Origin of the sequence: Streptomyces sp. NPDC048664, from assembly GCF_040650555.1 — a bacterium.
GTDB lineage: Bacteria > Actinomycetota > Actinomycetes > Streptomycetales > Streptomycetaceae > Streptomyces.
This window is the reverse complement of record NZ_JBEZHK010000007.1, coordinates 109,300-133,876: the sequence shown is the minus strand read 5'-3', so window position 1 is coordinate 133,876 and position 24,577 is coordinate 109,300. Positions and strand designations below refer to the sequence as shown.

26 protein-coding genes are annotated in these 24,577 nt (G+C 73.2%); 10 read left to right on the top strand and 16 right to left on the bottom strand.

Going from position 1 to position 24,577, the window contains the following annotated elements; translation table 11 throughout:
- Positions 1-65 precede the first annotated feature (65 nt).
- From AB0C59_RS10260 to AB0C59_RS10245, 4 genes are all read right to left on the bottom strand, one after another.
- Positions 66-1,007 carry a M56 family metallopeptidase gene (locus AB0C59_RS10260; protein WP_363002636.1) on the bottom strand — a complete coding sequence of 314 codons (942 nt, stop codon included), beginning with the start codon at positions 1,005-1,007 and terminating at the stop codon, positions 66-68.
- Positions 1,004-1,378, bottom strand: a complete 375-nt coding sequence (locus AB0C59_RS10255; RefSeq protein WP_363002634.1) for a BlaI/MecI/CopY family transcriptional regulator — start codon at positions 1,376-1,378, stop codon at positions 1,004-1,006. Before AB0C59_RS10255 ends, AB0C59_RS10260 begins: the two co-directional genes overlap by 4 nt.
- A gap of 150 nt (positions 1,379-1,528) precedes the next feature.
- A complete protein-coding gene (locus AB0C59_RS10250) occupies positions 1,529-2,185 on the bottom strand; it encodes a helix-turn-helix domain-containing protein (protein WP_363002632.1) in 657 nt (218 codons plus the stop codon).
- A gap of 93 nt (positions 2,186-2,278) precedes the next feature.
- A complete protein-coding gene (locus tag AB0C59_RS10245; protein ID WP_363002630.1) occupies positions 2,279-3,484 on the bottom strand; it encodes a cytochrome P450 in 1,206 nt (401 codons plus the stop codon).
- A 169-nt stretch (positions 3,485-3,653) separates the two neighbouring features.
- On the opposite strand from AB0C59_RS10245, the gene AB0C59_RS10240 reads away from it, so the two are divergent.
- Entirely contained in the window at positions 3,654-4,136 is a 483-nt protein-coding gene (locus AB0C59_RS10240) for a MarR family transcriptional regulator (protein ID WP_363002628.1), read from the top strand.
- Positions 4,133-4,591, top strand: a complete 459-nt coding sequence (locus AB0C59_RS10235; RefSeq protein ID WP_363002626.1) for a MarR family transcriptional regulator — start codon at positions 4,133-4,135, stop codon at positions 4,589-4,591. The genes AB0C59_RS10240 and AB0C59_RS10235 overlap by 4 nt, the downstream gene beginning before the upstream one ends.
- A 158-nt stretch (positions 4,592-4,749) precedes the next feature.
- On the opposite strand, the gene AB0C59_RS10230 is transcribed toward AB0C59_RS10235, so the two are convergent.
- Entirely contained in the window at positions 4,750-5,694 is a 945-nt protein-coding gene (locus AB0C59_RS10230; RefSeq protein ID WP_363002624.1) for a zinc-binding dehydrogenase, read from the bottom strand.
- 158 nt (positions 5,695-5,852) lie between these two features.
- On the opposite strand from AB0C59_RS10230, the gene AB0C59_RS10225 reads away from it, so the two are divergent.
- Entirely contained in the window at positions 5,853-6,452 is a 600-nt protein-coding gene (locus AB0C59_RS10225; protein ID WP_363002622.1) for a TetR/AcrR family transcriptional regulator, read from the top strand.
- 39 nt (positions 6,453-6,491) lie between these two features.
- Here AB0C59_RS10225 and AB0C59_RS10220 read toward each other — a convergent pair whose 3' ends face one another.
- Positions 6,492-7,910 carry a cellulase family glycosylhydrolase gene (locus AB0C59_RS10220; protein WP_363002620.1) on the bottom strand — a complete coding sequence of 473 codons (1,419 nt, stop codon included), beginning with the start codon at positions 7,908-7,910 and terminating at the stop codon, positions 6,492-6,494.
- A gap of 89 nt (positions 7,911-7,999) precedes the next feature.
- A complete protein-coding gene (locus AB0C59_RS10215) occupies positions 8,000-8,599 on the bottom strand; it encodes a short chain dehydrogenase (protein WP_363002618.1) in 600 nt (199 codons plus the stop codon).
- 118 nt (positions 8,600-8,717) lie between these two features.
- Between AB0C59_RS10215 and AB0C59_RS10210 the strand changes: the two genes are divergently transcribed.
- Positions 8,718-9,596, top strand: coding sequence for a LysR family transcriptional regulator (locus AB0C59_RS10210; protein WP_363002616.1), 879 nt, complete (start codon positions 8,718-8,720; stop codon positions 9,594-9,596).
- A gap of 45 nt (positions 9,597-9,641) precedes the next feature.
- Here AB0C59_RS10210 and AB0C59_RS10205 read toward each other — a convergent pair whose 3' ends face one another.
- Complete coding sequence (locus tag AB0C59_RS10205) at positions 9,642-10,046, bottom strand: VOC family protein (RefSeq protein ID WP_363002615.1); 405 nt, start codon at positions 10,044-10,046, stop codon at positions 9,642-9,644.
- 242 nt (positions 10,047-10,288) lie between these two features.
- Between AB0C59_RS10205 and AB0C59_RS10200 the strand changes: the two genes are divergently transcribed.
- Positions 10,289-11,359, top strand: a complete 1,071-nt coding sequence (locus AB0C59_RS10200; protein ID WP_363002614.1) for a zinc-dependent alcohol dehydrogenase family protein — start codon at positions 10,289-10,291, stop codon at positions 11,357-11,359.
- An 11-nt stretch (positions 11,360-11,370) separates the two neighbouring features.
- On the opposite strand, the gene AB0C59_RS10195 is transcribed toward AB0C59_RS10200, so the two are convergent.
- Positions 11,371-11,820 (bottom strand): hypothetical protein, encoded by a 450-nt coding sequence (locus AB0C59_RS10195; protein ID WP_363002613.1) that lies wholly within the window; start codon positions 11,818-11,820, stop codon positions 11,371-11,373.
- Between the two features lie 246 nt (positions 11,821-12,066).
- Here AB0C59_RS10195 and AB0C59_RS10190 point away from each other — a divergent pair, with 246 nt between their 5' ends.
- Positions 12,067-12,363, top strand: coding sequence for a sigma factor-like helix-turn-helix DNA-binding protein (locus AB0C59_RS10190; RefSeq protein ID WP_363002611.1), 297 nt, complete (start codon positions 12,067-12,069; stop codon positions 12,361-12,363).
- A gap of 13 nt (positions 12,364-12,376) precedes the next feature.
- Entirely contained in the window at positions 12,377-13,123 is a 747-nt protein-coding gene (locus AB0C59_RS10185; RefSeq protein WP_363002609.1) for a peptidoglycan-binding domain-containing protein, read from the top strand.
- A gap of 32 nt (positions 13,124-13,155) precedes the next feature.
- On the opposite strand, the gene AB0C59_RS10180 is transcribed toward AB0C59_RS10185, so the two are convergent.
- The 5 genes from AB0C59_RS10180 to AB0C59_RS10160 all read right to left on the bottom strand — a co-directional run bounded on the left by AB0C59_RS10180 (position 13,156) and on the right by AB0C59_RS10160 (position 19,218).
- The gene (locus AB0C59_RS10180; protein WP_363002607.1) at positions 13,156-13,509 is read right to left on the bottom strand and encodes a beta/gamma crystallin domain-containing protein; all 354 of its coding nucleotides are present in this window, start codon (positions 13,507-13,509) and stop codon (positions 13,156-13,158) included.
- A 234-nt stretch (positions 13,510-13,743) separates the two neighbouring features.
- Positions 13,744-15,741, bottom strand: coding sequence for a trypsin-like serine protease (locus tag AB0C59_RS10175; protein ID WP_363002605.1), 1,998 nt, complete (start codon positions 15,739-15,741; stop codon positions 13,744-13,746).
- A 267-nt stretch (positions 15,742-16,008) separates the two neighbouring features.
- Entirely contained in the window at positions 16,009-16,548 is a 540-nt protein-coding gene (locus AB0C59_RS10170; protein WP_363002603.1) for a DUF4232 domain-containing protein, read from the bottom strand.
- Positions 16,549-17,044: 496 nt separating this feature from the next.
- On the bottom strand, positions 17,045-18,043 hold the full coding sequence (locus AB0C59_RS10165; protein WP_363002601.1) for an SDR family NAD(P)-dependent oxidoreductase: 999 nt from the start codon (positions 18,041-18,043) through the stop codon (positions 17,045-17,047).
- Positions 18,044-18,054: 11 nt separating this feature from the next.
- Entirely contained in the window at positions 18,055-19,218 is a 1,164-nt protein-coding gene (locus AB0C59_RS10160; protein ID WP_363002599.1) for a UDP-N-acetylglucosamine--N-acetylmuramyl-(pentapeptide) pyrophosphoryl-undecaprenol N-acetylglucosamine transferase, read from the bottom strand.
- A 64-nt stretch (positions 19,219-19,282) separates the two neighbouring features.
- On the opposite strand from AB0C59_RS10160, the gene AB0C59_RS10155 reads away from it, so the two are divergent.
- A complete protein-coding gene (locus AB0C59_RS10155) occupies positions 19,283-20,002 on the top strand; it encodes a response regulator transcription factor (protein WP_363002597.1) in 720 nt (239 codons plus the stop codon).
- Complete coding sequence (locus tag AB0C59_RS10150) at positions 19,999-21,402, top strand: HAMP domain-containing sensor histidine kinase (protein WP_363002595.1); 1,404 nt, start codon at positions 19,999-20,001, stop codon at positions 21,400-21,402. The genes AB0C59_RS10155 and AB0C59_RS10150 overlap by 4 nt, the downstream gene beginning before the upstream one ends.
- Positions 21,403-21,761: 359 nt before the next feature.
- Here AB0C59_RS10150 and AB0C59_RS10145 read toward each other — a convergent pair whose 3' ends face one another.
- Complete coding sequence (locus AB0C59_RS10145) at positions 21,762-22,499, bottom strand: SDR family oxidoreductase (protein ID WP_363002593.1); 738 nt, start codon at positions 22,497-22,499, stop codon at positions 21,762-21,764.
- Between the two features lie 137 nt (positions 22,500-22,636).
- Between AB0C59_RS10145 and AB0C59_RS10140 the strand changes: the two genes are divergently transcribed.
- Complete coding sequence (locus AB0C59_RS10140; RefSeq protein WP_363002591.1) at positions 22,637-23,473, top strand: helix-turn-helix transcriptional regulator; 837 nt, start codon at positions 22,637-22,639, stop codon at positions 23,471-23,473.
- 61 nt (positions 23,474-23,534) lie between these two features.
- Here AB0C59_RS10140 and AB0C59_RS10135 read toward each other — a convergent pair whose 3' ends face one another.
- The gene (locus AB0C59_RS10135) at positions 23,535-24,521 is read right to left on the bottom strand and encodes a L,D-transpeptidase (protein ID WP_363002589.1); all 987 of its coding nucleotides are present in this window, start codon (positions 24,519-24,521) and stop codon (positions 23,535-23,537) included.
- Positions 24,522-24,577: the final 56 nt, after the last annotated feature.

The window sequence follows — 24,577 nt, the reverse complement described above, 5'->3', positions numbered from 1 at the left end:
CACCCGCGCCCCCTGCCGCCCGGTGGAGGCCGACCGTCGGTCCGGCCCCGGGCGAGGGGGTGGTGTCACTCGGAGGACTGCTCGCCCTGTGCGACTTCGACGCCGCGATGCAGCCAGACGGCTCCGGCGAGGGACGACGCGCCCGCCGTGGCGCACAGGAGGGCCATGGCGATCACGGCCGGGGCCACACGCCGTACGGGAGCCTGGGCGAGCAGTGCTCTGACCCGTGCGGGTACGGGACCGGTGGCCGCTCCGGCGGCGACGGCCGGCAGCCGGTCCCCGGCTCGGTGGGCGTTCGCGGCCAGGGCCGCGTGTCCGACGGCTCGGGCGGTCAGCCGACGGTCTCCGCACACCCGGGCCGCGACCTCGTCGGCGGCGCGCTCGGCGGCGAAGGAGACATCGGGGACGACGGCGGCCAGGGCCGGATGGCACCAGCCGGCGAGCTGCGCGACCGCCAGGAACAGGTGGTGGCGACAGACCAGGTGGGCGCGTTCGTGGCCGAGGAGCGCCCGGCGTTCCTGCGGGTCGAGCGCCCGGAGCATGCCCGCGGTCACCACGACCCTGCCCGCCGACCCCAGGCCGCCGGGCAGGGCGAAGGCGTCCGGCCGGTCGTCGTCGAGCACGCACATGCCCCCCGCCTCCGGCAGTTCGGCGACGCGTCGGTGGGTGGCCCGCAGCCGCACCGCTTCCGCCGCCACGCCCCGTGCCCCGGCGATCACGGTCACGACGAGGGCGCCGGCCGCGAGCACGGAGACCCCGGAGACGAGGACGGCCGGACCCGCCTGGAGGGGGTGGAGCAGGTGCGCGAAGGCGGCGAGGAGGGGAAGGCGGAGGGCGAGCGGAAGCAGCAGGGCGCCGAGGCAGGCGAGCACCCCCAGGGCCAGCGCGGCCGCGGCGCCGGTGATCGCGCACAGGGCGACGTCCGGGCGCACCCGCTCCGCGGTCCGCCGCGCCAGTGGTGGCAGCAGCCACGGCAGCAGCAGAGGGATCAGAAGGAGGGCGATCACGGGCGGTCCCCGTCCAGCAGGCGCCGCAGTTCCGCCTCGTCGCGCGGGTCGAGCCCCTCGACGAACCGGGCCAGCGTGAGGCCGCGGTCACCGCCGCCCTGGTCGAGCTCGCGGTGCATGCGTCTGGCGGTCAGTCCGTGTGCGTCCTGCACGGCGAAGTAGACGAATCCGCGTCGGCCGGGCTCGCGACCCACCATCCCCTTGTCGCACAGCCGCCCCAGCAGGGTCGCCACCGTGGTGCGCGCCAGGCCCTGCGGGATCGCCGCCCTGACCTGGGCGGCCGACTGCGGCGCCTCGGCCGCCCACAGCGCCGCGAGCACATGGGCCTCCAGTTCGCCCGCGGGCCTGCGCTCACCCTCGGTGTCCGTCACGCGACCGTCTCCGTTCCCCGCCCGGATCCGGGGCGGGCTGACTACTGCCTTGTAGTCAGCATAGGCGGTCACCCGCGACGCACCCGTTGACGGATCGGCCTGCAGACCCGCGGTTGGCCCGATCCGGTCGCGGCCCCCGGGCCGGATCCCTCACTGCCCGCGGTGCGGGCCGAGCTCTACGAGGACGTCGCCGAGCTGGGTGGAGGTCAGGGACGGCGCGGGCAGGGACGGTACGGCAGGGTGGGCGCGGAATCCGTCGAGAAGCAGGGCCAGCGGGCGGGTCCAGGCGTCTGGGGCGACGGTGCCGAGCGCGGGCACGACCCGGCCCAGCGCCGCGAGGGCGAGAAGGACGTCCTCGGTGGTGAGGCTCGGGCGGACGGTGCCCTGCGCCTGGCCGCGGCGGAGCAGGTCCGTGATGGTGTCCCGGTTGTGGGCGTGGACGGCCTCCAGAGAGGTCACGCCTTCCAGGCTCGTGGTCATGAGGTCGTTGGTGCCGCGGTCCGCGGCGAGCGCCGCGAACACGGTGTGCAGGTACCGCGTCAGCCCTGTCCAGGCGTCCTCGGTGCCGCGTGCTCGTGTGCCGGCGGCCATGGTCTCGGTGAGAGCGTCCCGGAAGACCTCGTCCACGAGCGCGGCGCGGGAGGGGAAGTGGCGGTAGAGGGTCGCGTTGCCCACGCCCGCGCGCCGGGCGATGACGTCGAGAGGTGCGTCCAGCCCCTGTTCGGCGAAGACCTCGCGGGCCGTCCGCGTCAGCAGCTTCCGGTTGCGCAACGCGTCGCGGCGCCCCGTCGGCGCGTGGCCGTCCATCGTGTCCCCTTCTTCGGCGTCCCGCCCCCCGTACCGGAGAGCGCTCCCCGGTACGGATGCTACCGCCGAGCGGGTGGGCGGGGCCGTTCCTACCTACCAGCGCACCGGCAGCTCGCACAGACCCCGCATGAGGCTGGTACGCCAGCGCGGTGCGCCGTCGCCGTCGAAGGCCAGGCCGGGGAGGCGGTCCAGCAGGACGCGCAGGGCCACGGTCGCCTCCAGGCGGGCCAGGGGGGCACCCAGGCAGTGGTGCACGCCGTGCCCGAAGGCCAGGTGGGCGCGGGTAGCGGTGGGATCGCGGCGGATGTCGAACCGTTCGGGGGCGGGGAAGCGCGCGGGGTCGCGGTTGGCGGCGGCGAGGGAGAGCACGACACGCGCACCCGCCGGTATCTGGGTGCCGCCGAGGGTGACCGGTTCGGCGGTGTAGCGGTAGGTGCCCGCCGGCACGGGCGGTTCGAAGCGGAGCGTCTCCTCCACGGCGCCCCGCAGCAGCTCGGGATCGGCACGGAGGACGGCGAGTTGCTCGGGGTGGCCGAGCAGCAGGTGAACGGCGTTGGCGATGAGGTTGACCGTGGTCTCGTGCCCCGCGACGAGCAGCAGGAAGGCCATGCCGAGCAGTTCCTGCGGGGTGAGCCGGTCGGCACCGTCCCCGTCGTGGTCGCGGACCAGGGCGTGCAGCAGGTCGCTCTCCGGCGCGTTACGCGACCGTCGTTTCTCTTCCACCAGTGTCGCGAGGTACGCGGCCATCTCCCCCATGGCGCGTGAGGAACTCTCCGCGTCGTCGAGGGCGACGAGGCGCGTGGACCACGCCCGGAACGCGGCCCGGTCCACGCCCGGCACGCCGAGCAGCTCACAGATGATGGCGAGCGGGAGCGGATGGGCGTACGAGGCCACGAGGTCGGTACGGCCGTCGGCGACCACAGCGTCCAGGAGCGCGCCGGCCGCCTCCTGGACCCGGGGCCGCAGCGCCTGGACCCGACGGGCGGTGAACGCGCGAGCGACCAGCGTCCGCAGGCGGGTGTGGTCGGGCGGATCGACCTGGAGCATGTTCCGGCCCACCGCGTACAGCCCGTCGTCCTCGAAGTCGGCGGAGTGCCGCACGTCGTTGCGCAGCCTGGGGTCGGCGAACGCGGCGCGCACCTCCTCGTGTCCGACCACCAGCCACGACTCGTCCCCGGTGGGGAATCGCACGTGGTGGACCGGCCCTCGGGAGCGCAGTGCGGCGAAGGCGGAGTAGGGGTCGGCAATGAAGTCGTCGGTGAGGTCGGCGAGCTGGACGGTGGAGTGCTGTGCGCGCATCGGCGGCTCCCGGACAGAAACGGGGACCATCCCCCGTTCGGATGTCCGGTGACACTAGCACGAAATGGGGACAACTCCCCGTTTCCATTTCCCGGCTCCGACCGCTCCCGGTGCGCTCACTGCGGGGAAACAGTAGCCATGTACATAGTAGCCATGTACGCTATCTGCCATGAGTCCAGCAACCGAGAACGCCACGGCGGGATTTCTCGTCTGGCGCCTGTCGATGAAATGGCGGGTGGCCGTCGACCGGGCGGTCGCGCCCTTGGGCCTGACCCACGCCCAGTACGCGCTGATGGCTTCGCTCCACGGTCTGCGGCGGTCCGGACTGCGGCCCAGTCAGCGCCAACTGGCCGATCACACCGGGCTGGAGTCGCTCTACGTCTCCAAGCTCGCCCGCGCCCTGGAGGACGCGGGTCTCGTGGACCGCAGCCGGGACCCGGACGACCCCCGCGCCATGCGACTCACGCTCACCGAGCGGGGGGTCGACGTGACGGGGCGCGCCATCGACGTGGTCCAAGGGCTGTTGGACCGACTGCTGGCACCCCTGGGAGGCCAGGACGGCCCGCGCGCGAGGGAGTTCACCCGCGAGCTGTCGACCCTGCTCGACGTGTCCCTCGATCCGCATCCGACGAACCTGAAGGAGCAGTCATGACCAGCACCGGACAACCCCCTGTCGACGGCCGGGTCGTGGCCCTGGCCCACTACGCGGCGCGCGCCCTTCTGGAGGGCGCGCTGGCCCGCCACGGCGTCACGTTCGAGCAGAGCGTCGCGCTGCGGGTCGTCGCGGTCGCGGGCGGCTCCCTCTCCCGCGAGAAACTCGTCGCGGGCGTCGTCGGGTCGTTGAAGGCCGACGAGTCGGCCGTGCGCGACGTGATCGAGGAGCTGGCGGCCGCGCGGCTGGTGGAGGAGGACCCGGCCGAGGCGTCCCGGGTCAGGCTCACCGGCTCCGGACGGGAGGCGCACGCGAACACAGCGGCCGAGGGCGTCGAGATCGCCGCCCGGCTGTACGCCGGCATCCCGGCCGAGGAACTGGCGGTCACGGGGCGGGTGTTGAGGTTGGTCACGGAGCGGGCGAACGCCGCGGCGGCCGACGTACAGGCCCACTGAGGGCCGTCCCGCGCTCGCCTGCGGGCGCGCGGCGTCGGGTGCGGCACCTCGCCGCGTCGTCGGATCGCCCGGGCGGGCCCGGCGCGCGGACACCCCCGCCGTGCGATGCGCCGCTTCCGACGCCGCGCGCCGACCCGCCGGCGACGGCGGGAGGGCCCTCAGGGTCGCGTGAGGACGACCTTGCCGACCGCCTTGAGTCGACCGCTCTCGAAGTCGCGCAGCACCTCGATGGCGTCCCGCATCGCGAAGGTCGCCCCGACGTCGGCGAGCAGGCGCTTCGCCCCGACGGCCGCGATGGCCCGGTCCAGGCCGTCGGCGTCGGCGATCGCGAACGCGGGCCTGGCCCGCCGCTTGGTCGCCAGATCCCACAGGTGCCCCGGACCCGGCGTCATCGTGTGGAACCGGCCGTTCGCGGTGAGCGCCGCCTCGACGTCGCCATAGGTGTACGTGGCCGACAGGTCGACGACGGCGTCGTAGCGCCTGCCGCTCCCGGCGAGGGACTGCGTCCGGTAGTCGAGGACCGCGTCCAGGCCGAACGAACCGAGCGTGTCGGCCGCCGCACCCCCGGCCACCGCGGTCACGAGCGCGCCGGCGTCACGGGCGAACTGAACGGCGTAGAGGCCGATCCCTCCGCCCGCTCCGAGCACGGCGACCCGGTGGTCCGCCCTGCCGTCGCGCGGCGTGAGGTACTTGGCGGCCACCTTCGCCGCCGTGGCGGCACCCATCGGCAGGGTGCTCGCCGCGGCGAAGTCCATGCCGTCCGGGATCCGGCGCACCTTGTCCGCCCCGACCTTGACCAGGTCCGCGAAGCTCCGGGACCGGGGGGCGGTCAGCCCCGTCACCGCGTCGCCCGTCACGAACGCCGAGACGTCCCGGCCGACGGCGCGGACCACACCGGCGAAGTCGAGCCCCATGCCCCTCGGAGAGGGCTCGAACATGTTCGCCACGCCCAGCTCGCCGGTGCGCATCTTGATGTCCGTCGGGTTGATCGAGGCGGCCCTGACCTCCACGACGATCTCCTTCGGCCCGGGTGCGGGCTCGTCGACCTCGGCCCATTCGAGCACGTCGGGTCCGCCGCGGCGCCGGTACTGCAGTCGCTTCATGCCTGGGTTCCTCTCTGAGCCGCCGAGCCGCCGGCGTCCGGGCCGCCGCGGAGCGGACGGGACGGAGCAGGACTCGAATCATGCAGTTCGTATGATTACTGATCCTGTGTATCACACACTGCGTATGATTTACAGGGGAGCGTGTATAGGATCACCGCATGTCGAACCACCGGCGCCGCCCGACCCCGACCAATCCGCGGGTACAGCGCACCCGCGCCCGTGTGCTGTCGGTGGCCCGTGCCCTGCTGCCCGAGGTCGGCCCGGCCGGTCTGACCTACGCCCTGCTGGCCGAGCGCGCCGCCGTCACCCGGCAGACCCTCTACCGCCACTGGCCCAGCCGGGCGAACCTGCTGTCGGATCTTCTGCTGGAGGGCCCCGAGGTGGGCTACCCCGAGCCCGGAGGCGAGGTGCGGACCGTCGCGACGGCCTGGCTGGTCAGCCTCCGCGCGGGACTCGGTGACCGGCCCACCCGCGCCGCGGTCCACGCCGTCATCGCGCAGACCGACCACGACCCGGACAGCGCTCAGGCGCTGACGAGGATCGTCGAGGACCGGCACGCGGCCTTCAACATCCTGCTGGAACCCTCCGGCCGCCAGGTCACGGCCGACGAGTACGCGCTGCTCACCTCACCCGTGCTCTTCCGCCTGCTCATCGAGGGGATCGAGGTCACCGACGGGTTCATCGACGCGGTCGTCACCCAGTGGCTCCGCGGGACCGCGGACTCCGGCCCGCCCCTCGACCCTTCCGCCCTCCCCTGACGGATTCCACCTTCCCCTGACGGACCCGAGACCGGGGTGTCAGCCCCGTTCGACGGTCACGTCCACGCGCGACCCCGGCCTCGCGTACACCCGGTCGCCCCGCCGCTCACCACCCGACACCTCGATGCGCCACCCCCGCCCACCCGACGGCAAGGACAACCGCGTGGCACCCGCACGGGCGTCGTACGACAGCCGGTACACCCCGGCGACGGGGTCCCACGCCTCACCGCGCACCGCCCCGGCGACCGCCGGGGCGTACGGCGCCGCCGTCTGTTCCTTGTTCGCGCGGAACCGGCCCGCCTCGTCCACCGCGCAGTAGCCGCCGCCGTAGCACCACACGTAGCCCGCCCAGCCGGAGCTGTAGCGGGCGAGCGAGGACAGCGCGTCGCGGTAGAACCGGCCCATGTTCGGCAGGGAGCTGTCGGGCGGGCCCCACTCCCCCACCACCACCGGGATCCGGTGGGCGCGCGGGTACGCCGTGACGGCCGCCTCGTACGCCTCGATCCAGCCGGCCGCAGGATCGTAGTCCCTGCCCGCCTCCATCGCGGCGTTGTAGAAGTGCGGCGCGTAGACGACCCTGCGGTCCTCGATCGTGCCGAGGCCGGTGGGCACGCCCTCGCCCACGATCGGGGTCGGCTCCACGAACAGCCAGGCGCGCCGGTCGACCGAACGGACCGCGCGGGCAAGCCGGTTGTACATCGGCGTGAGCTGTTCCCGTTCGACGCGCCGGGCGGCGGACGGCAGGTCCTCGCCCTGGGCCATCTCCCCCATCGGCTCGTTGATCAGGTCGTACCCGAGCACGGCGGGATGGTCCGCGAAGCGCGCGGCCAGCACCCGCCACATACGGGCCTGCGCCCGCCGCAGGTCCTGGTCCTCGTACAGATGCGTGAACGCCCGCTGCACGGCGGGCTCGTAGTACTCGGCGAACCAGTCGTCCGGATGCGGGGTGAAGGAGAGGCCGTCGGTCCGCGTCGCCCACCCGGGGATGCCGCGATGGCCGAAGGCCGGCCCGAACACGTCCTGGTGGGCGTCGATCACGACCTTGATGCCACAGGCCTCGGCCCAGTCGAGGATCCGTTCGATCCTGCGCAGGTACGCCTCGCTGTAGTGGCCCCTCCTCGGCTCCAGGTCGTCCCAGAACACCAGCAGCCGGGCGAAGTCGAAGCCCTGGGCGCGCATGTCCCGCAGATGGCGTTCGGTGATCGCGGACAGGGCCTGGTCGCCCCGGTGGCTCTTGTCCTCGATGTTCCAGCCGTGGAGCGTGAGCACGCGGCCGTGGTCGTCGGTGAGCCGCGGCACGCCCGGTGGAGCCGGAGCGACGGGCGCGCCCGCGGCCATGGCGGGCGCGCCGGAGGCCGCCGCGGGCATGCCCGCGGCGAGTAAGAGCGAGCAGACAGCGGCGGCGAGAAGGCGGTGCACGGCGACCTCCGGCATGGCGCGTACGGCAGTGCCGCACATCCCATCACCGAATCTGACGGCCCATCAAGAGTGACGTGTCGGTCGAACTTCTCGCCCCGCACCGCCTGGCCCGGAGGAAGGCGCACCCGCTAGCGCACGCGGTAGATCTGCCCCGTCTGCGCACCCTCGATCGAGCGGACGTACGCCGTCGCCACACGGGACACCGGGACCGCCTCCATCCCCAGGAAGAAGGGACCGTAGGCGGGCAGGGACTCCTCGACCACGGTGGGGCTCACCGCGTTGATCCGCTGGGGCGGCAGCTCGATCGCGGCGGCCCGCACGAACGCCTCCACGGCGCCGTTCGCCGCCGACGCGGCGGCACCGGCCGCGATCGGCTCCTCGGACAGCACCCCACTGACCAGGGTGAACGACCCGGTCCCGGCGACATGCGACGCGCCCTGGCGCACCAGCTCCAGCTGGCTGAGCGCCTTGCCGCGGAAGGTCGCGGCGAAGTCGTCGGCCGTCAGGTCCCCGAGCGGCTTGAACACGGCGTCGCCCGCGGTGACCGCGACCGCGTCCAACGGGCCCGCCTGCGCGTACAGCCCGGCCACCGCCTCCGGGTCGGTGACATCGGCGATCAGGTCCCCGCCGGTGCGGCCCACACCGATCACCTCGTGCCCTCGCCCGCTCAGCGCCGCGCGCACCGCGCCGCCCAGCGTGCCTCCCGCACCGACCAGAAGAATCCTCATGGCCACCGTCCCTCGTCTCTCGGACTCCAGTACCGGGATCTCCCCGGCATCAGTGACGTTACGGATCACACCCCCGAGCCCGCCAATGCCATTTGGGCAGGGACTATGCTCTGCGGGCATGGATGATGTGGACCTGCGGCACCTCAGGGCTCTGGACGCGGTGGCCGAGGCGGGCACCATCACCGCCGCCGCGGGCCTCCTGCACATCACGCAGCCGGCTCTGTCCCGCACGCTCGCCCAGCTGGAGGCCCGCGTCGGCGTCCGACTCGTCGAGCGCTCTTCCCGCAGCCTGGCCCTCACCTCGGCCGGGGCCACCCTGCGCGGACACGCGCGAGCGATCCTCGCCCATCTGGACGCGGCTCTCGCGGACACCCGTGCTCTGTCCCGCCCGCTGCGGCTCGGCTACACCTGCGCGGTCCTCGGGCAGCAGACCGTCCCGCTGCTCCGCTCATGGCGCCGTACGCACCCGCACACCCGGCTGGAGGTGATCCGGCAGGACAACACGACGGCGGGCCTGGCCACCGGGGACACCGACGTGGCGGTGCTCCGCGCGGCACCCGCGGACCCGCTCATCCGCACCGAGGCCCTCTACACGGAGGACCGGGTCGCGGCCCTGCCCGACGACCACCCCCTCGCCGGCCGGGACCGCGTGCTGCTGGCCGACCTCACCGCCGGCCCGAGCCTTCCACTGGCCGTGTGGCCGGGCGCGGGCACCGCGTCACCGGACCTGTGGCCGCCGGAGCAGCGCCCGGCCCACACGGTCGAGGTGGGCAACGTCGACGAATGGCTGAACCTCATCGCCACCGGAGGCGCGTTCGGACTGGGCGCCGCGGGCACGGCCGAGAGCCACCGCCATCCCGGGGTGCGCTTCGTGCCGGTCGCCGACGCACCCGCCGCCACGGTCTATCTCGCCCACCCCGCCCACCCTCGCCATCCTCGGACCGAGGACTTCCTCGCGGCGGTCCGGGAGACCGTCGTGGGGGTGCCGTCACCGTGATCGCGGGACGGCTCCCGGGCGCCCGCCCCGGGAGGGCGGAGGGGATCAGGAGTTGCTCCAGCCCCGGGTGCTGAGGACCAGCCGGTAGCCGTCCGGGTCCTCGACGCCGGCACCCCAGACGTCCCAGTAGGGGTTTCGAGCCCGCACGCGCCGGCCGCCATGGGCTTCCAGGCGTGCGAGCAGGGCGTCCGGCACCTCCTCGTCGAGGTAGACGACGAGCAGGTCCTCCTCCGTGGGCCGCGGCTCGACCGCGGCGTCGTGGACGAGTTCGAGGTGCCAGGAGGCGTCCGGCCAGCCGACCATCAACAGGTCGTGCGCGTCCGGTCGGCCCGCGCTCTGCGCTCGGAACAGCACGCTCAGCCCGAGTCCGCCGACCCAGAAGCGCTCCGCCGCCGCGAGGTCTCGCGACGGCCGGGCGATGCGGATGTGGCTCTGGCCGCCGGCGGGCATGCGGGGCTCCTCCTCGTCGGTCACGTTCTGGCGGGGGCAGCGTATGCGGGCGGCGACCTGTGCGGCATCGGCCCACAGCCCCGGGATCGACCGGTCGCGAGTCCTACGCCCGCCGCCGTACGGTCGGCGCGTCAGCCGCTCCCGGGCCGCGTCGGTGCGCGTAGTCTCGGGCCGAACGAGCCACCCGGTGGCGCCGGTCCGGAACGCCTGCCGCGCCGGACGTCTCAGACGGGAGGTCCGCCGTGCCCCGCTCCATGCGCGCGCTCGTCGCCGGACGGGTCGGCGAGCCCGCCGACGTCCTGCGGCTGGAGTCACGGCCCGTACCCGCACCGGCGGCCGGTCAGGCGTTGGTCCGCGTGCGGGCGACCCCGATCCACGCCAGTGATCTGCATGTGCTGCGCGGCCGCTACGGCTTCTCCCCCGCGTTTCCCGCTGTGGGGGGCCATATGGAGTGCGTGGGCCGCGTCGAGGCTCTGGGACCGGACACCGCCGGGGTGGAGGTCGGCGAGCGGGTGGTGGTCGCCGCGGTCCCCGCGGTGCCCGGGCCCGAGGTGGCCGGCACCTGGCAGGAGCACCTGGTCGCCGACGTGGGCAGGCTCCTGCCGGTCCCCGACCGGTTGAGCGACTCCAGCGCCTGCCAACTCGCCGTCAACCCCCTGACCGCGCTGCTCCTCGTGACGCGCGCACTGGACGTCCGGCCGGGCGAGTGGCTGATGCAGACGGCCGCGGGCTCCACCGTCGGGCGGCTCGTCGTCCAGCTGTCCAGGCATCTGGGGGTGCGCACCATCAATGTCGTACGGCGACGCGACGCCGTCGAGGAGATCACGGCGCTCGGCGGTGACGAGGTCGTGTGCACGGCGGACGAGGACCTGGTCCGGCGCGTGGCCGAGATCGCCGGGCCGGACGGCGTGCGCAAGGCCGTCGATTGCGTCGCGGGCCCGGTGGGGGCGCAGGTGTCCCAGGCGCTGGCTCCGGGGGGAGAACTCGTGGTCTACGGCGCGCTGTCCACCCACCGGCAGACCGACCCGGCGGCGCTGACGATCCCGTTGCCGGCGCACTCGGTCATCTACGGGACCAAGACGGTCCGTGGCTTCTGGCTGAACCGCTGGTTCGCCACCACCTCACCCGAGGACGTGTTGCGCGCGCTGTCCGAGGTTCGCGCTCTCGTCCTGGACGGGGTGCTGAGCATTCCCGAGGGCCGCCCGTTCCCGTTGGAGCGCTTCGCCGAGGCGATCTCGCTCGCCGAACAGCCCGCGCGTGGCGCCAAGCCACTGCTCGTCCTCGAGGACGGCCGCGAAGGGAACGACCGGTAGGGGGCCCGGCCTCACGCCTCCCGGCCGGGGCCGCCGCCGGCCCTGCTCAGCAAGGCGGCAACGCTGTGGGCGGTCTTCTCGCCCGCCCGCTGCTTGATCAGCCCTTCCTTGGCGGCGGCGCGCAGCCTGACCTTCGCGCCGTTCTCGCCCCCCTGGGACACCACGGCCGTGACCACCACGGGGTTCATGCCGGCCGCGCCGCCGCCCATGACGACGCGCACGGTCTCCGCGGCGGTGTCGGGGCCGAGTTCCGTGGCCTCCACCGCGTGCCCCAGCTGATGGAGCTGCTGGGAGACGTACCTCACGGCGTCGCCGAACGGCAGGGGGACGACGAGGTCGATCTCGTGGACGTTCTTCCTCATCCCCATGGCCACCAGCCGGACCAGCCGGCCACCGCCCCCGAACCCCGCGCCAAGACGGGCGAGTTCATCCGCGAGTATCCGGTCCTCACTCCGCTCCACACGTCCCCCTCGTCCCGATCGGCTCGCGACCGTCCGTCACAGGCCGCCGACGGACACCATTCTGGCGCATCCAGGGCGAAAACGTGCCCGGAGAAAGGGAAGGGCCGACCACAACCTCAAGTGATCCTTAAGCACTCCCTAAGTCGGCTCCCCAACCGGGCGTTACCCAGGGTAATCACATGGTGCGCACGTAGCATCGGCGAACGAGGGCGATCGCTCCCCCACACGAAGCAAGAGAGTGGTGACATGCTCCTAAGGGCGCAGGAATCGATTCCCGACCGAGCATCGCTCGCGGCCGTCGCGGAAGCCCTCGCCGGCCTACCGCCCACCTACCGCGAGGCCATCGTCGAGTCCTACACGGCGGGACGTACCACCCGGCAGACCGCGCAGGCCCTCGGCCTGCCGCACGCCACGGTGACCTCGCGGATCTACCACGGCCTGCGGCACCTCAGAAGGGCCCTGGACGAGCGGGATCGCCTCAACGGACCTACCAGATCGACGAGTCGTCCGGCCCATGGCAGGCGGCCACCCGCACGTACCTGAAGGCGATGTCGCAATGAACGCACCCACGCCCACGCGTGATGTCCTCTCAGAGCCCTACACCCACTTCGTCCGACCGACCGTGCAGGACCGGATCGAGTACGTGCCGCAGGCCCGGCTCTTCGACGAGCAGCAGGTGACGCCCGGTTCGACGCCTCCGGATCGGCCGGTGGTGGTACGGCCCCGGCACCGTCACGGACGCAGGCGGCATCGCCGCGGTCGCACGGTGCGGCGCGGGTCGCTCCTCTCGCACGCGGACGCCGTGGGTGTCGGTCTGCTGGCCGTGGTCGCGTTGACCGTGGCGCTGGGCAACGGCTGCCTGGACTCGCGGACGGCCGTCACGGGCATGTCGCCCATCGCGGCCGATCCCGCGACACCGGCAGCGCCCGTTTCCGACCCACCGTCGACTCCCGCCGCCGGTGTCGCGCCGAAGTCCCCCGCCCCCGGACCGAGCGGAGAGCCGGCCCGGGAACCCCGGTCCGCGCGGGGCCCGCTCCCGCCGCCCCACCGTGCGTCCCCTCAGCCCCGTTGCCCCGACTCGCTCAGCCGTGGGGACGTCGGCCCGGACGTCGAGTCCCTCCAGCACTTCCTGTTCCGCCAGGGATTCACCTATGTGTCGGCGACGGGGGTCTTCGACCAGGCCACTGCCGAGGGCGTCCTCCAGTACCAGCGCGACCGCGGCATCACGGGCGATCCTCAGGGGGTGTTCGGACCGGCGCCCCGGGCGTCGTCGGGGGCCTGCTCCCCAGCCCCCGCCCGATGACGAAGACGTCGGCCGGCGGACAGGGGGCGCGGTCACAGGATCTGAACGGCGACGACCTTCGGCGGGTGGTTCGGGAAGGTCATGTCGTGCCAGCGCTCGATCTTCACCGAGTCGCCGTTGGCGTCGTAGTAGATCAGGTCGTTGTTGCCCGTGGAGATCCGGTCGACCCACCACCCGCCGAAGTCGGTCTTCCCGGCGTTCGCATAGCAGTCGACGCTCTGACGGCCGTCGAGATGCGACCAGATCTTCAGGAAGTTCTCCCCGCCGACACACTGCACGTGGTCGATGGCGAAGGCGTTGCCGCCCGGCATGCCGAGGGCGATGGTGGCCGCAGCGGCGAGCGTCACGGCCATGGAACGCGCGACTCTCGTTCTCTTCGAGATCACAGACTCTCCTCTACGCACAGGTCGGTGCACAGCCCGGCCCGGTCGGTGACGTCACGTCCCCCGTCGGCGCAGGTGTCAGGGACACCACCGGAGGAGGCGGAAGGCCAACGTAACGATCTTCGTTCCCGGACCCACCGCAACACCCCGAACACGAACGGCTGAGCTGGTACATCACCCGATCGTGAACGCTCATTCGATCCGTCCCCGCTGCCGAGGCAGCGGGGACGGATCGGCTCATTCGGCCTGGACCAGCGTCTCCTCGCTGCCGAGGTGGGCGGCGACCGTGTCCTTGTACAGGGTGGTCTCACCGTCGGACCAGCGGATGACGAGGTCGTCGGTCCGGTGGTTGCCCGTGAAGTCGCCGGTCGTCATGACCGTGTCGTGCGTCCAGAGCTCGTTGCGGTCCAGGATGCGCTGCTCGGGGCCGAGGCCCGACACGGTGGTCCCGACGTAGTTGTCGAGTTCACCGTCGGTCCAGCGCACCATGAGGTCCCACTTCTCGCTCCCCGAGAACTCACCGCTGGTGAGCAGGGTGGCGTCCCGCCAGGTGTCGTTCTTGCTCTTGAGCTTGTGCTCCTGCCCGAAGGTGCCCGCGCCGACGTTCGTGTACAGGGTCACCTCGCCGTCGATCCAACGGACGACCAGGTCGGTGACGTAGTGCGAGGCGTTGAAGCGGCCCGCGGCGATCTGCGTCGCGTCCTTCCACAGCTCGTTCGGTCCGATCATCCGGGTCCCCGCCCAGCCGAGGCCCTTGGTGCCGATGTCTCCGTAGAGCGTGACCTCGCCGTCGCTCCACCGGACCATCAGGTCGAAGCGGTCGGACCCGGTGAAGTCGCCCGCGGTGATCGTCCTGGCGTTCGTCCAGGTGGAGTTCTTGGCCAGCAGCTGCCGCTCGCCCGTGAAGTGGCCCTGTCCGTCGCTGTCGTAGAGCGTGACCTCGCCGTCCGACCACACCACCACCATGTCGCTGCGGCCCTTGCCCTCGAAGTCGCCCGAGGCCATCAGGTCGGCGTGCTTCCAGGTCGCGCCGGAGCCCATGGAGTAGGGCAGCGGCGGCTGGTCGTAGGCGCCGTAGTCGGGGTTCTTGCCCTGCTGGGCGTCGGCGTAGAGGCGGAAGAAGCGGTCACCGTGCAGCGGGCTGTAGGTGATCTCGTTGTACCGGGGGTCCGTGCCGGGCACGTCGGGGCCGCCCTGCAGGAACCCGCCCACGTTGCCGATGATCGTGCCGGTGTCGCCGGAGGCGTCGAACGAGGAGAAGAACGGGCCGCCGGAGACTCCGCCCCACATCCCCGCGCAGAGGATCTGCATCTGGTAGTAGCCCGGCAGAGCGGTCGTGGAGATGTTCGGGCAGCGCACCGCCTGGTCCGGCGGATTGTGCGCGACCGACGGGTAGCCGATGACGGTCACCTTGTTGGTGTAGCCGGGCGTCCGGGCCAGGGTGTTGGCGCCCACCTTGTCCTGGACGTCGTCGTTGCCGTTCGGCTTCAGGCTCGCGAAGGCGTAGTCCAGGTCGGACGTCTTGGCCCTGTCCCAGGTGGCCTTCTTGTCGCGGAACCAGGTGTCGATCGCCCAGACCCCGTAAGGCTGCGCGGCCGCGGACCTGGTGTGGTCGTACATGGGCACGAACATGGACTTCGAGCCGACGCAGTGCCCGGCGGTGAGGATCAGGTTGTGCTTCTCGCTGCGCACCACGCTGGCCGTGCAGCGGTGCCCCTTGAGGCCCGCGTCCTGGCTGAAGATCGTGCCGACGGACTTGATGCCCTGGAAGTGCTGGGCGGTGGTACCGCTGAAGGAGGCCCGCGGTGCCGCGGCCGCCCGCAGCGGGGCCGGCGCGGCGGTGCGGCCCGACGGGTCGGTGGCCGCGTCCATGCGCTCGGGGGTCCAGAACCGGATGGCGGCCTCGGCGGTCCAGTCGGCATCGGCGGGAGGTACCGGGGCGTCCGGGGTCGAGGGTTCCGCGGACGGGGCCGCCGGGTCCGTGGGCTCGGGGGCCTGCGCGGTCGGGCCCGTGGGAGGGGGGGCGGTCGGGTCCGCGGGCGCCGGGGCGACCGGCGCCTTCGGCGTGGGGGCGGCGCTCGGCGAGGACGCCGACGCGGTCGGCACGGGGGTGCCGGGGACAGGCGTGGCGGTGGCGGCCTGAGCCGCGGCGGCATTGCCCAGCAACAGCACGGCGCTCAGTACCGCGACAGCTCCGAGGCGTCTGCGGCCGCGGGGCGGTTGAGGTTCCTGCATTCAGGTTTCTCCAAGAGGCAGGCCGGGTGGCACGAGGATCCGAAGGGCGGGCACCCGCTGTTGGTACAGCAGATGAGACACCACCACGGAGTCCGGCGCGTGTACGTCCGCCGACGACCTGCTCCGCGCCTCTCGCGCGCAGCAGCAACCCCCGATGCATTCCCCCGTGCCGCCGTACGGCGGCTTTCGAACGACCGTGGTCAGCGGTCGCGGCTTTCATGATCGCACGAGGCGCGAGCGAAAGCACACCGTGTGTCCTGCTTCGCGTCAGTGCAGTCGGGGTGCGCCCAGCAGCATGTGGAGGTCGCAGACCTGGGCGCGCCGCCGGTGCCCCTGGGCATCCGTCAGCCGCACCCGGGAGCCGTAGTCGTGGGCCGCCGGGTTCGGGGGCCGTACGTCGACCCGCGGATCGTACTCGGCCATGACCTCGCAGGAGCCGGACGGCGAGCCGACCGCGTCGTAGAAGACCGGGATCTCGACGCTGTGCCCCGGTTCGAGCACCAGATGCACCGGCGCGGACCTCTTCGGCCTGGAGTCGGCCGACGGGCCCTTGCCGACGTACACGTGGAGTTCCGGGTAGCCGTCGAAGGCGCAGGGCTTGGCGCCCTTGTGCGCCGCGCTGAGCGTCGCCGTCGGCGTGTTGTGCGGCGTACCCGGGAGAACGGTCATCCTCCAGCTCAGCTGGGGCGTCCCGCACGCCGGGACCCGGGACTGCGCGGTGGTGTGGCTCTGGCTCTGGCCGCAGGCGGCGGTGCCCAGCAGCATCACCAGTCCGGCCGTCCAGACCGCCGCTGTCCGCCGTGACATGACATCTCCCCCTCGGTGACGCCCCCGCACGGAGCCGGATGCCGCCGCGCGTGCCTCGCCTCAGAGTGAGATGCGGGCAAGCGCACCGGGGTTCCCGATCGGGCGGAGAACGATCATGCCCGGACCCGGTCGTCCCGATCCGGTGAGTCCCCGGGCCTCGCGGTGCCTCGGTGGGTGGGGCGGCCTCGGCGGAATCGGCCTTGGCGGTGGTGGGCCCAGGCGAGCAGGGCCAGCACACCCGTCAGCAGGCGCGGCGTCGGCGCCGTACTTGGCCACGGCGGACACGGTGCCCAGCGGCTCGACCGCGAAGGAGAGTCCCGCGTCGACCACCAGTCCCCCGACCGACCAGGGCCGGCGCCGGCACGTCCACGGCCACGCCCGGCCACCGGCCGCCCACACCGCCGGCGCGGGCACCCTCGGAGTCGTGTCGACGGCGGCGGTGGCCGCGGGGCTTGGAGACCGGCGGTCGGGCGGCGGGTTCGGCGGGGCGGCGGCGTCAGACCGCGTACCGGCCCGGGGCGAACAGGTGCGGGTTGGCCGCGATCCACTCGGAGGTGCGGCGCAGTCCTTCGTCCAGGCCGACCTCGGGCTTCCAGGAGGCCCAGGTGCGGGCGCGGGAGTTGTCCGACAGCAGCCGGTGGACCTCGCTGCCGGTGGGGCGGAGCCGGGTCTCGTCCACGACGATGTCGGCCTCGCGCCCGCTGGCCGCGACGAGACGTCGGGCCAGGTCACCGACGGCGATCTCCTCGCCGGTGCCGAGGTTGACGACCTCGCCGAGCGCCCGGTCGCACTGGGCCACGGCGAGGAAGCCGCGGGCGGTGTCGGTGACGTAGGTGAAGTCGCGGGTCGGGGTGAGCGAGCCGAGCCGTATCTCGCGGGCGCCGGAGTGCAGCTGGGCGAGGATCGTCGGGATCACGGCGCGCGCGGACTGGCGGGGGCCGTAGGTGTTGAAGGGGCGTACGACGGTCACGGGCAGTTCGAAGGCGTGGTGGTGGGAGAGCACCATCATGTCGGCGCCGATCTTGGAGGCGGAGTACGGCGACTGCGGTTGCAGCGGGTGGTCCTCGCCGATCGGCACGGTCAGGGCGGTGCCGTAGACCTCGCTGGTGGAGGTGTGCACGAGGCGGCGTACCCGGTGGCGGCGGCAGGCCTCGGCGATGTTCTCGGTGCCGTTGACGTTGACGGCGACGTAGGCGCCCGGGGCGTCGTAGCTGTAGGGGATGCCGATGAGGGCGGCGAGGTGGAAGACGGTGTCGCAGCCGGCGACGGCGTCCATCACCCTGCCCGGGTCGCGCACGTCGCCCGCGATCGTCTCGACGCGCGGATCGCCGAGGAGGTGGGCGAGGTTGCCCTTCTCGGCGTAGGGCTTGTAGTGGACGAACGCGCGGACCGTGGCGCCCTGGCGCAGCAGCAGGTCCACGAGGGTGGAGCCGATGAAGCCCTCCGCGCCGGTGACGAGGACGGTACGGCCGTGGAAGAAGTCGGATGTGTGCATGGCGGGGTTCCTCAACTGTGGACGGTGGTCAGGGTTGCGGTGCGGCCGGCGAGCCTCAGGACCCGCAGGGCCAGTCGGTCGGCCGCGTCGCGGTGGTGTGCGCCGATCCCGGCCGACGCGGCGGCTTCGCCCATGGCGCGCAGCCGGACGGGGTCGGCGAGGAGGGAGCCGGCGACGTTCTCGAGGGAGAGGGGGGTGGTGTCCTGGTCGCGCAGCAGGACGCCGGCGCCGACGTCGGTGAGGGTGCGGGCGTTGTGGGTCTGGTGGTCGCCGGGGGCGTGCGGGTAGGGGACGAGGACGGCGGGCAGGCCGATGGTGGCCAGTTCCGCGACGGTCGCCGAGCCGGCACGGCACACCACGAGGTCGGCGGCCGCGTACGTCTGGTCGATGCGGTCCAGGTAGGCGACCGCCTGCGCGATCCGGTCGGCGCCGGTCAGGCGCAGCCGGGCGCGGGCGGTGTCCAGGGCGGCGGGACCGGTCTTGATCAGCAGGCGTATGTCGTCGCGGTGCCGCAGGCGTTCCGCGAGGCCGATCGCCGCCTCGGTGAGCCGGGCGGCGCCGAGGCTGCCGCCGTTGACCAGGAGCAGCCGGGTGTGTTCGGGGATGCCCAGTTCCCGGCGGGCGTCCACGCGGCGGGCCGCGCGGTCGAGTCGGGCCAGGGGACCGGACAGGGGCATGCCGACCACCTCGGGGCGGCTGGAGGCCGGCAGGCCCGCGCCGCTCGCCTCGAAGGCGAGCGCGACATGCGGGGTGAGCCGCGCGGCGAAGGCGTTGGCCCGGCCGGGCACCGCGTTGGACTCGTGGATGATGCTGGGCAGACCGGCCAGGCGCGCGCCGAGGATGACGGGGGCGCTCGGGTAGCCGCCCATGCCGACGGCGACCTGCGCGCCCTGCTCACCGAGGAGGGCGCGGCACTGCCGGCCCGACCTCAGCAGCGCGACGGGCAGGGTGAAGCGCTTGGCACCGAGCGACCGGTCGAAGGGGATCATGTCGACCGTGTGCAGCGGGTAGCCGGCGGCGGGTATCAGCCGGGTCTCCAGGCCGCGTTCGGTGCCGACGAACGAGATCACCGCGTCGGGCACGCGGCGGCGCAGCGCGTCGGCGAGCGCCAGCCCCGGGTAGATGTGGCCGCCGGTGCCCCCGGCACCGATCACGACGGAGAGTGGGGTGTTCATGCCGTCGCACGGTCCTGGGCAGGTCTAAGAGGCTTCTAAGAAGTCGCTTTGGCAGGCTGGACCCATGAACGAGGCAGGTCAGGAAGTACCCGGTGCCCCTCCCCCGCGTGTGCTCGTCGTGGACGACGACCCCGAGGTGCGGGCCGCCCTGGAGGACGGGCTCGAACTGGAGGGGTTCACCGTCCTGGGGGTGGCCGACGGGCACGCGGCGCTCGTGGCGGTGGCGGACTGGGAGCCGGACGCCATGGTGCTGGACGTGATGATGCCCGTGGTCGACGGGCTCGCCGTGTGCCGGCGGCTGCGGGCGCTGGGCGACCGTGTCCCGATCCTGGTGCTGACCGCGCTGGACGCGGTGAGCGACCGGGTGGACGGACTGGACGCGGGGGCGGACGACTACCTGGTCAAGCCGTTCGCGCTGGACGAGTTGGCGGCCCGGCTCCGCGCACTGCTGCGGCGCACGGGGCCCGGCGAGCCGCCGGCCGCGGGTGAGCTGCGGTTCGCCGATCTGACCGTCGATCCCCACAGCCGTACGGCGGTGCGGGCCGGCCGGCGGCTGGAGTTCACCCGCACCGAGTGGGCGCTGCTGGATCTGCTGCTGCGCCATCCCGGTCAGGTCCTGGAACGCGAGACGATCATGCGCTGGGTGTGGGGCCGGGACCTGGGACCCGACTCCAACTCGCTCGCCGTCTACGTCGGTTATCTGCGGCGCAAGCTGGAAGCGGACGGCGCCCCCCGCCTCGTGCACACCGTGCACGGGGTCGGCTACCGGCTGGACGAGCGGTGAGGCGGGCCCGTCGGCACCGCCGCCCCCCGCTGCGCCGCCGGCTGGCGCTGGCGGCCTCGGCGGCGGTGGCGGGTGTGGCGCTGGCCGTGTGCGCCGGCGCCTACGCGGTCACCGTGTACACCCTCAAGCGGCAGTTCGATCTCCAGCTCACGCAGTCGGCCACGCTCGCCGTGCAGCGGTACTCCGGGGAGGGGCCGGGCGTGCAGGCCGGTGAGTGCCGCTACTTGGCCGCGCCCGCCTGCGCCCAGCTGGTGCCCGAGAACCGGGCGGACGATCCGAGGGCGCCGTATCTGCTGCCGGTCAGCGGATCCGTGCGGGACGTCGCGGCGCGCCGGCGCGCCCCCTTCTTCCGTACGGCGTCCGTGGACGGTCATCCGGTGCGGGTGCTGACCACCCCGGCCCGCAAGGGGCTGGCCATGCAGGTGGCGCTGCGCTCCGACGGGGTGCGGCGGGCCGAGCGGCAGGCGGCCGGGCTGCTGGCGGTGATCGGCGGGGCGGGTGTGCCGGTCGCCGCGCTGCTGGGCTACTGGGTGTCCCGCTCGGGCCTGGCGCCGGTCACCCGGCTCACTTCGACCGCGGAGCGGATCACCGCCACCCGTGACGCCGGGCTGCGTATCGAGCTGCCGGCCGGGCCCCGCGGCCGGGAGGACGAGATCACCCGGCTCGCGGTCTCCTTCAACACCATGCTGGACGCGCTGGAGGAGTCGCTGGCCGCGCAGCGTCGGCTGGTCGCCGACGCCTCGCACGAACTGCGCACGCCGCTGACCGCGCTGCGTTCGAACGCGGAGATCCTGCTGCGCGCGGACCGGTTGAGCCCGCAGCAGCGGGAGCGGGCCACGGGGGCGCTCTCCCGCCAGTTGCGGGAAGTGACCACGCTGGTCAACGACTTGATCGATCTGGCGCGGGACGAGGAGCCGCAGCAGGCTCTTGAGCTGGTGCGGCCGGTGTCCCTGCTGGAGCACTCCGTGGCCGCCGCTCGTGACCACTGGCCGCATGTGGGCTTCGTGCTCGACCGGGACCCGGCGGCCGCGTCGGCGCTGACCGCGGCCGTGCCGAGCCGGCTCACGCGCCTGTTCTCGAACCTGCTGGACAACGCCGCGAAGTTCTCCCCGGCCGGCGGCCGGGTCGAGGTGGCGGCGTGCCGGGCGGAGCGGGACCACCGCCTGGAGATCACCGTCCGGGACCACGGTCCCGGGATCGACACGGCCGACCTGCCGCATGTCTTCGACCGCTTCTACCGGGCGCGGGCCGCCCGCGCGCTGCCCGGTTCCGGGCTGGGGTTGGCCATGGCCCGGCAGATCGCGCAGACCCACGACGGGGAACTGACGGCTCATCAGGCGCCGGGGGGCGGGGCGCTGTTCCGGCTGGCCCTTCCCGTGGACCCGCGCGGCGAGCAGTGAGCGGGCGAGGGCGCGGCACGCGCTCCGGCTCAGGGCCCGACACCCTGCGTGGATGCTCGTCCGGGGAGGGGCGGCACCTCCCGGTCTCGGGTCGGCCGGGTGCGGGGCGCGGTGCGGCACCGGACCGCGAGCCGGCCGCCCGGTGCCGAGGGAGACATCCCGTCCTAGCAGAGCTGCCCCGTCCCGACGGAGACATCCCTTTCCAGCGGAGCTCCCGCCGGGGTCGGCGCGGTCGGGGCGTCGTCGAGCAGGGGCGTCGGTCTTCCGCGTCGTCGCTCGAAGGGGCCGTCCGCCGGGGGTCGGCTCTCCGGGACGAGCCCCTCGTCAGGGGGCGTGGTGGGCGGGGCCCGGGTTGGCCCTCACTGAGCGCTTGCCGCGGGGCGTATGACGATCTCGTTGACGTCGACCTCCGGGGGCTGGGAGACGGCGTAGGCGACGGCAGCGGCGACGGCGGAGGCGGGCAGGGCCACCGCGCGGTAGGCGCGCATGGCTTCCCGGGCGACCGGGTCCGCGATGGCGTCCGCCAGTTCGGACTCGGTGACGCCCGGGGAGATCAGGGTGACCCGCAGGCCCCCCGCGGATTCCTGCCGCAGGCCCTCGGAGATCGCGCGGACGGCGAACTTGGTGGCGCAGTACACGGCGGCCGTGGGCGAGACCTCGTGCGCGCCGACGGAGGCGATGTTCACGATGTGCCCGCCGCCCTGGGCGCGCATCCCGGGCAGCGCGGCGGCGATGCCGTTCAGGACGCCGCGCAGGTTCACGTCGATCATGCGCTCCCACTCCTCGGTCCGCGTCGCGTCCAGCGGTGAGAGCGGCATGATTCCGGCGTTGTTGACCATCACGTCGAGCCTGCCGTAGCGCTCGCGGGCGTCCGCCTCGAAGTCCCGGACGTCGGCGGCGTCGGTGACGTCCAGGTGCCGGGCCGCCGCGGTGCCGCCCGCGGCGGTGATCTCCTCGACGATCCGCTCCAGGCGCCCGGTGCGCCGTGCACCCAGGAGCAGACGGTGGCCGTCGGCGGCGAGTCGGTGGGCGGTCGCCTCACCGATCCCGCTGCTCGCACCGGTGATCGCTACGACCTTGGCTGTCTGGTCCGTCATGACCGGCCCTTCTCTTGGTGGACCACCGAGTGGTGGACCACCGAGTCTGGGCGGAGCGGTCCGGGGCGCCCAGGCCGTGCGCTGCCCGGGTGCGGCACACCCAGGCACGGCTTCCGGCCGGGGCATAGCCTGACGGCATGAAGGTCAACGGGTTGGGGGAGTTCCTGCGGGCGCGGCGCGCGGCCGTGCGGCCGGGGGACGTCGGCATGGCGAGTCACGGCCTGCGCAGGGTGGCGGGGCTGCGCCGCGAGGAGGTGGCCGTACTGGCGGGCGTGAACGCGGACTACTACACCCGGCTGGAACAGGGCCGCGAACGCCACCCGTCGGCGCAGGTGGTCGACGCGCTCGGCCGCGCGCTGCGGTTGGACGGCGACGCCCTGGCCCACCTCCACCGGTTGGCCGGTACGGCTCCGGGCCTGCGGTCCGCCGCCGACGACCGGGTCGACCCCGCACTGCGCGTGCTGCTGGACTGCTACCCCGGCACTCCGGCGTTCGTCATCAACCCGAGCCTGGACATCCTGGCCGCCAACGCCCTGGCCGAGGCGCTGTACGCGCCGTTCGAGCGGTCGGACAACCTGGCCCGCATGGTCTTCCTCGACCCGGCCGGCCGGCCGTTCCACGCCCGGTGGGACCGAACGGCCGAGACGGTCGCGGGTCATCTGCGCCAGGCGTCCGGCCTGAGTCCGGACAGTGAGCGGCTTCGGGAGCTGGTCGCCGAACTCACCGCGTCGAGCCCGGACTTCGCCTGGTTGTGGAGCAGCCACACCGTGCGGGGCAAGACGCGGGAGGACAAGTACTTCCGGCACCCCGACGTCGGTGCCATGACCCTCGCGCACCATGCGTTCGACGTGCGGAACGCTCCGGGCCAGCAGCTGATCATCTATCACGCCGAGCCCGGCAGCCCCAGCGCCGAGGCGCTCGGCCTGCTCGGCTCCCTGCACGCCACGCCGGACCGGGCCGCCGGGCGCTGGTAGGAGTGTGCGGCGGGCCGCTCGTGCTCGGTCCCGCCGCCCCCGACGCGCCTGACGGCGCGCGTCACAGTGCCGCGGTCGTCCCCTCGCCGGACGCGCTGCCCGCGAGCCACTGGCCCCATTCCAGGTCGAAGTCGGCGTAGCCGTTCTCGGGCGCCGCCTTGGCCTTGGACGAGCCGGTGATGGTGACGGGGTCGCCCTGCTTGACCTGGTCGTAGAACCACTCGGCGTCCGCCTTGGAGAGGTGGACGCAGCCGTGTGAGCCGCGGGCGCTGCCGCTGCCCGGGAAGGGGTCGCCGTCCGAGTAGTGCACGTACGTGCCGGAACCCGTCAGGTGCACGTCCCAGGGAAGCGTCAGGTCGTAGTAGTTGGGGCTGCCCTTGTCGCAGCTTATGCCGACGGAGCAGGAGTTCATGTGCACCTTCTCCTGCTTGTCCATGACGGCCATCGTGCCGTTCCACGTGGGGAACTCGGAGCTGCCCGCGTTGATCGACAGGGTGCGCACCGGCTTGCCGTCCCGGGTCACCTTCATGGTGTGGCCGGTCACCGAGACGTCCGCGCGCACATCGTCGCCGATCTTGAAGGCGTGCGTGTAGCTGCGTACACCGTAGCGTCCGTTGCCGTTGGCGACGCCCCTCATGTCGACGTCGACCTTGACGTTCGTGCCGGCGGGCCAGTACGTCTTCGGACGCCAGTCGGCGCGCGTGTCGCTGAGCCAGTGCCAGGCGCCGACCACCGGCTGGGAGGCGCTCACCTTCATGTGCTTCTCGACGGCGGCCCGCGCCTTCGCCGCCACCGGGTTCGCGAAGTCGACCGAGACCGGCATGGCGACGCCCACGGTGGTCCCCGACTGCGGCATGATCGTGTTCAGCAGCATCGGCGGCCCCGCGGGCTTCGACGGGGATGCGGAGGCGGAGGTACGCGACGCGCCCGGCCCCTTCGCGTCGTCCCCTCCTGCCTTGCCCCCGCCGCCCGCGCCGCAGGCGGTCGCGCCCACCAGCACAGCACCCGTGACCAGTGCGATTCCTATGCTGCCCCTGCGCCGTTCCACGATCCGCCCCGCTCTTCGACTCTCGCCCCCGACGGGCTCGACTCCCTGTCAGACGG

Bases quoted from the DNA above. Each gene is read 5' to 3' on its own strand.
- AB0C59_RS10250 (WP_363002632.1), bottom strand. From the start codon at position 2,185: ATGGACGGCCACGCGCCGACGGGGCGCCGCGACGCGTTGCGCAACCGG.
- AB0C59_RS10245 (WP_363002630.1), bottom strand. From the start codon at position 3,484: ATGCGCGCACAGCACTCCACCGTCCAGCTCGCCGACCTCACCGACGAC.
- AB0C59_RS10240 (WP_363002628.1), top strand. From the start codon at position 3,654: ATGAGTCCAGCAACCGAGAACGCCACGGCGGGATTTCTCGTCTGGCGC.
- AB0C59_RS10235 (WP_363002626.1), top strand. From the start codon at position 4,133: ATGACCAGCACCGGACAACCCCCTGTCGACGGCCGGGTCGTGGCCCTG.
- AB0C59_RS10230 (WP_363002624.1), bottom strand. From the start codon at position 5,694: ATGAAGCGACTGCAGTACCGGCGCCGCGGCGGACCCGACGTGCTCGAA.
- AB0C59_RS10225 (WP_363002622.1), top strand. From the start codon at position 5,853: ATGTCGAACCACCGGCGCCGCCCGACCCCGACCAATCCGCGGGTACAG.
- AB0C59_RS10220 (WP_363002620.1), bottom strand. From the start codon at position 7,910: ATGTGCGGCACTGCCGTACGCGCCATGCCGGAGGTCGCCGTGCACCGC.
- AB0C59_RS10215 (WP_363002618.1), bottom strand. From the start codon at position 8,599: ATGAGGATTCTTCTGGTCGGTGCGGGAGGCACGCTGGGCGGCGCGGTG.
- AB0C59_RS10210 (WP_363002616.1), top strand. From the start codon at position 8,718: ATGGATGATGTGGACCTGCGGCACCTCAGGGCTCTGGACGCGGTGGCC.
- AB0C59_RS10205 (WP_363002615.1), bottom strand. From the start codon at position 10,046: ATGCCCGCCGGCGGCCAGAGCCACATCCGCATCGCCCGGCCGTCGCGA.
- AB0C59_RS10190 (WP_363002611.1), top strand. From the start codon at position 12,067: ATGCTCCTAAGGGCGCAGGAATCGATTCCCGACCGAGCATCGCTCGCG.
- AB0C59_RS10185 (WP_363002609.1), top strand. From the start codon at position 12,377: ATGAACGCACCCACGCCCACGCGTGATGTCCTCTCAGAGCCCTACACC.
- AB0C59_RS10175 (WP_363002605.1), bottom strand. From the start codon at position 15,741: ATGCAGGAACCTCAACCGCCCCGCGGCCGCAGACGCCTCGGAGCTGTC.
- AB0C59_RS10170 (WP_363002603.1), bottom strand. From the start codon at position 16,548: ATGTCACGGCGGACAGCGGCGGTCTGGACGGCCGGACTGGTGATGCTG.
- AB0C59_RS10165 (WP_363002601.1), bottom strand. From the start codon at position 18,043: ATGCACACATCCGACTTCTTCCACGGCCGTACCGTCCTCGTCACCGGC.
- AB0C59_RS10160 (WP_363002599.1), bottom strand. From the start codon at position 19,218: ATGAACACCCCACTCTCCGTCGTGATCGGTGCCGGGGGCACCGGCGGC.
- AB0C59_RS10155 (WP_363002597.1), top strand. From the start codon at position 19,283: ATGAACGAGGCAGGTCAGGAAGTACCCGGTGCCCCTCCCCCGCGTGTG.
- AB0C59_RS10145 (WP_363002593.1), bottom strand. From the start codon at position 22,499: ATGACGGACCAGACAGCCAAGGTCGTAGCGATCACCGGTGCGAGCAGC.
- AB0C59_RS10140 (WP_363002591.1), top strand. From the start codon at position 22,637: ATGAAGGTCAACGGGTTGGGGGAGTTCCTGCGGGCGCGGCGCGCGGCC.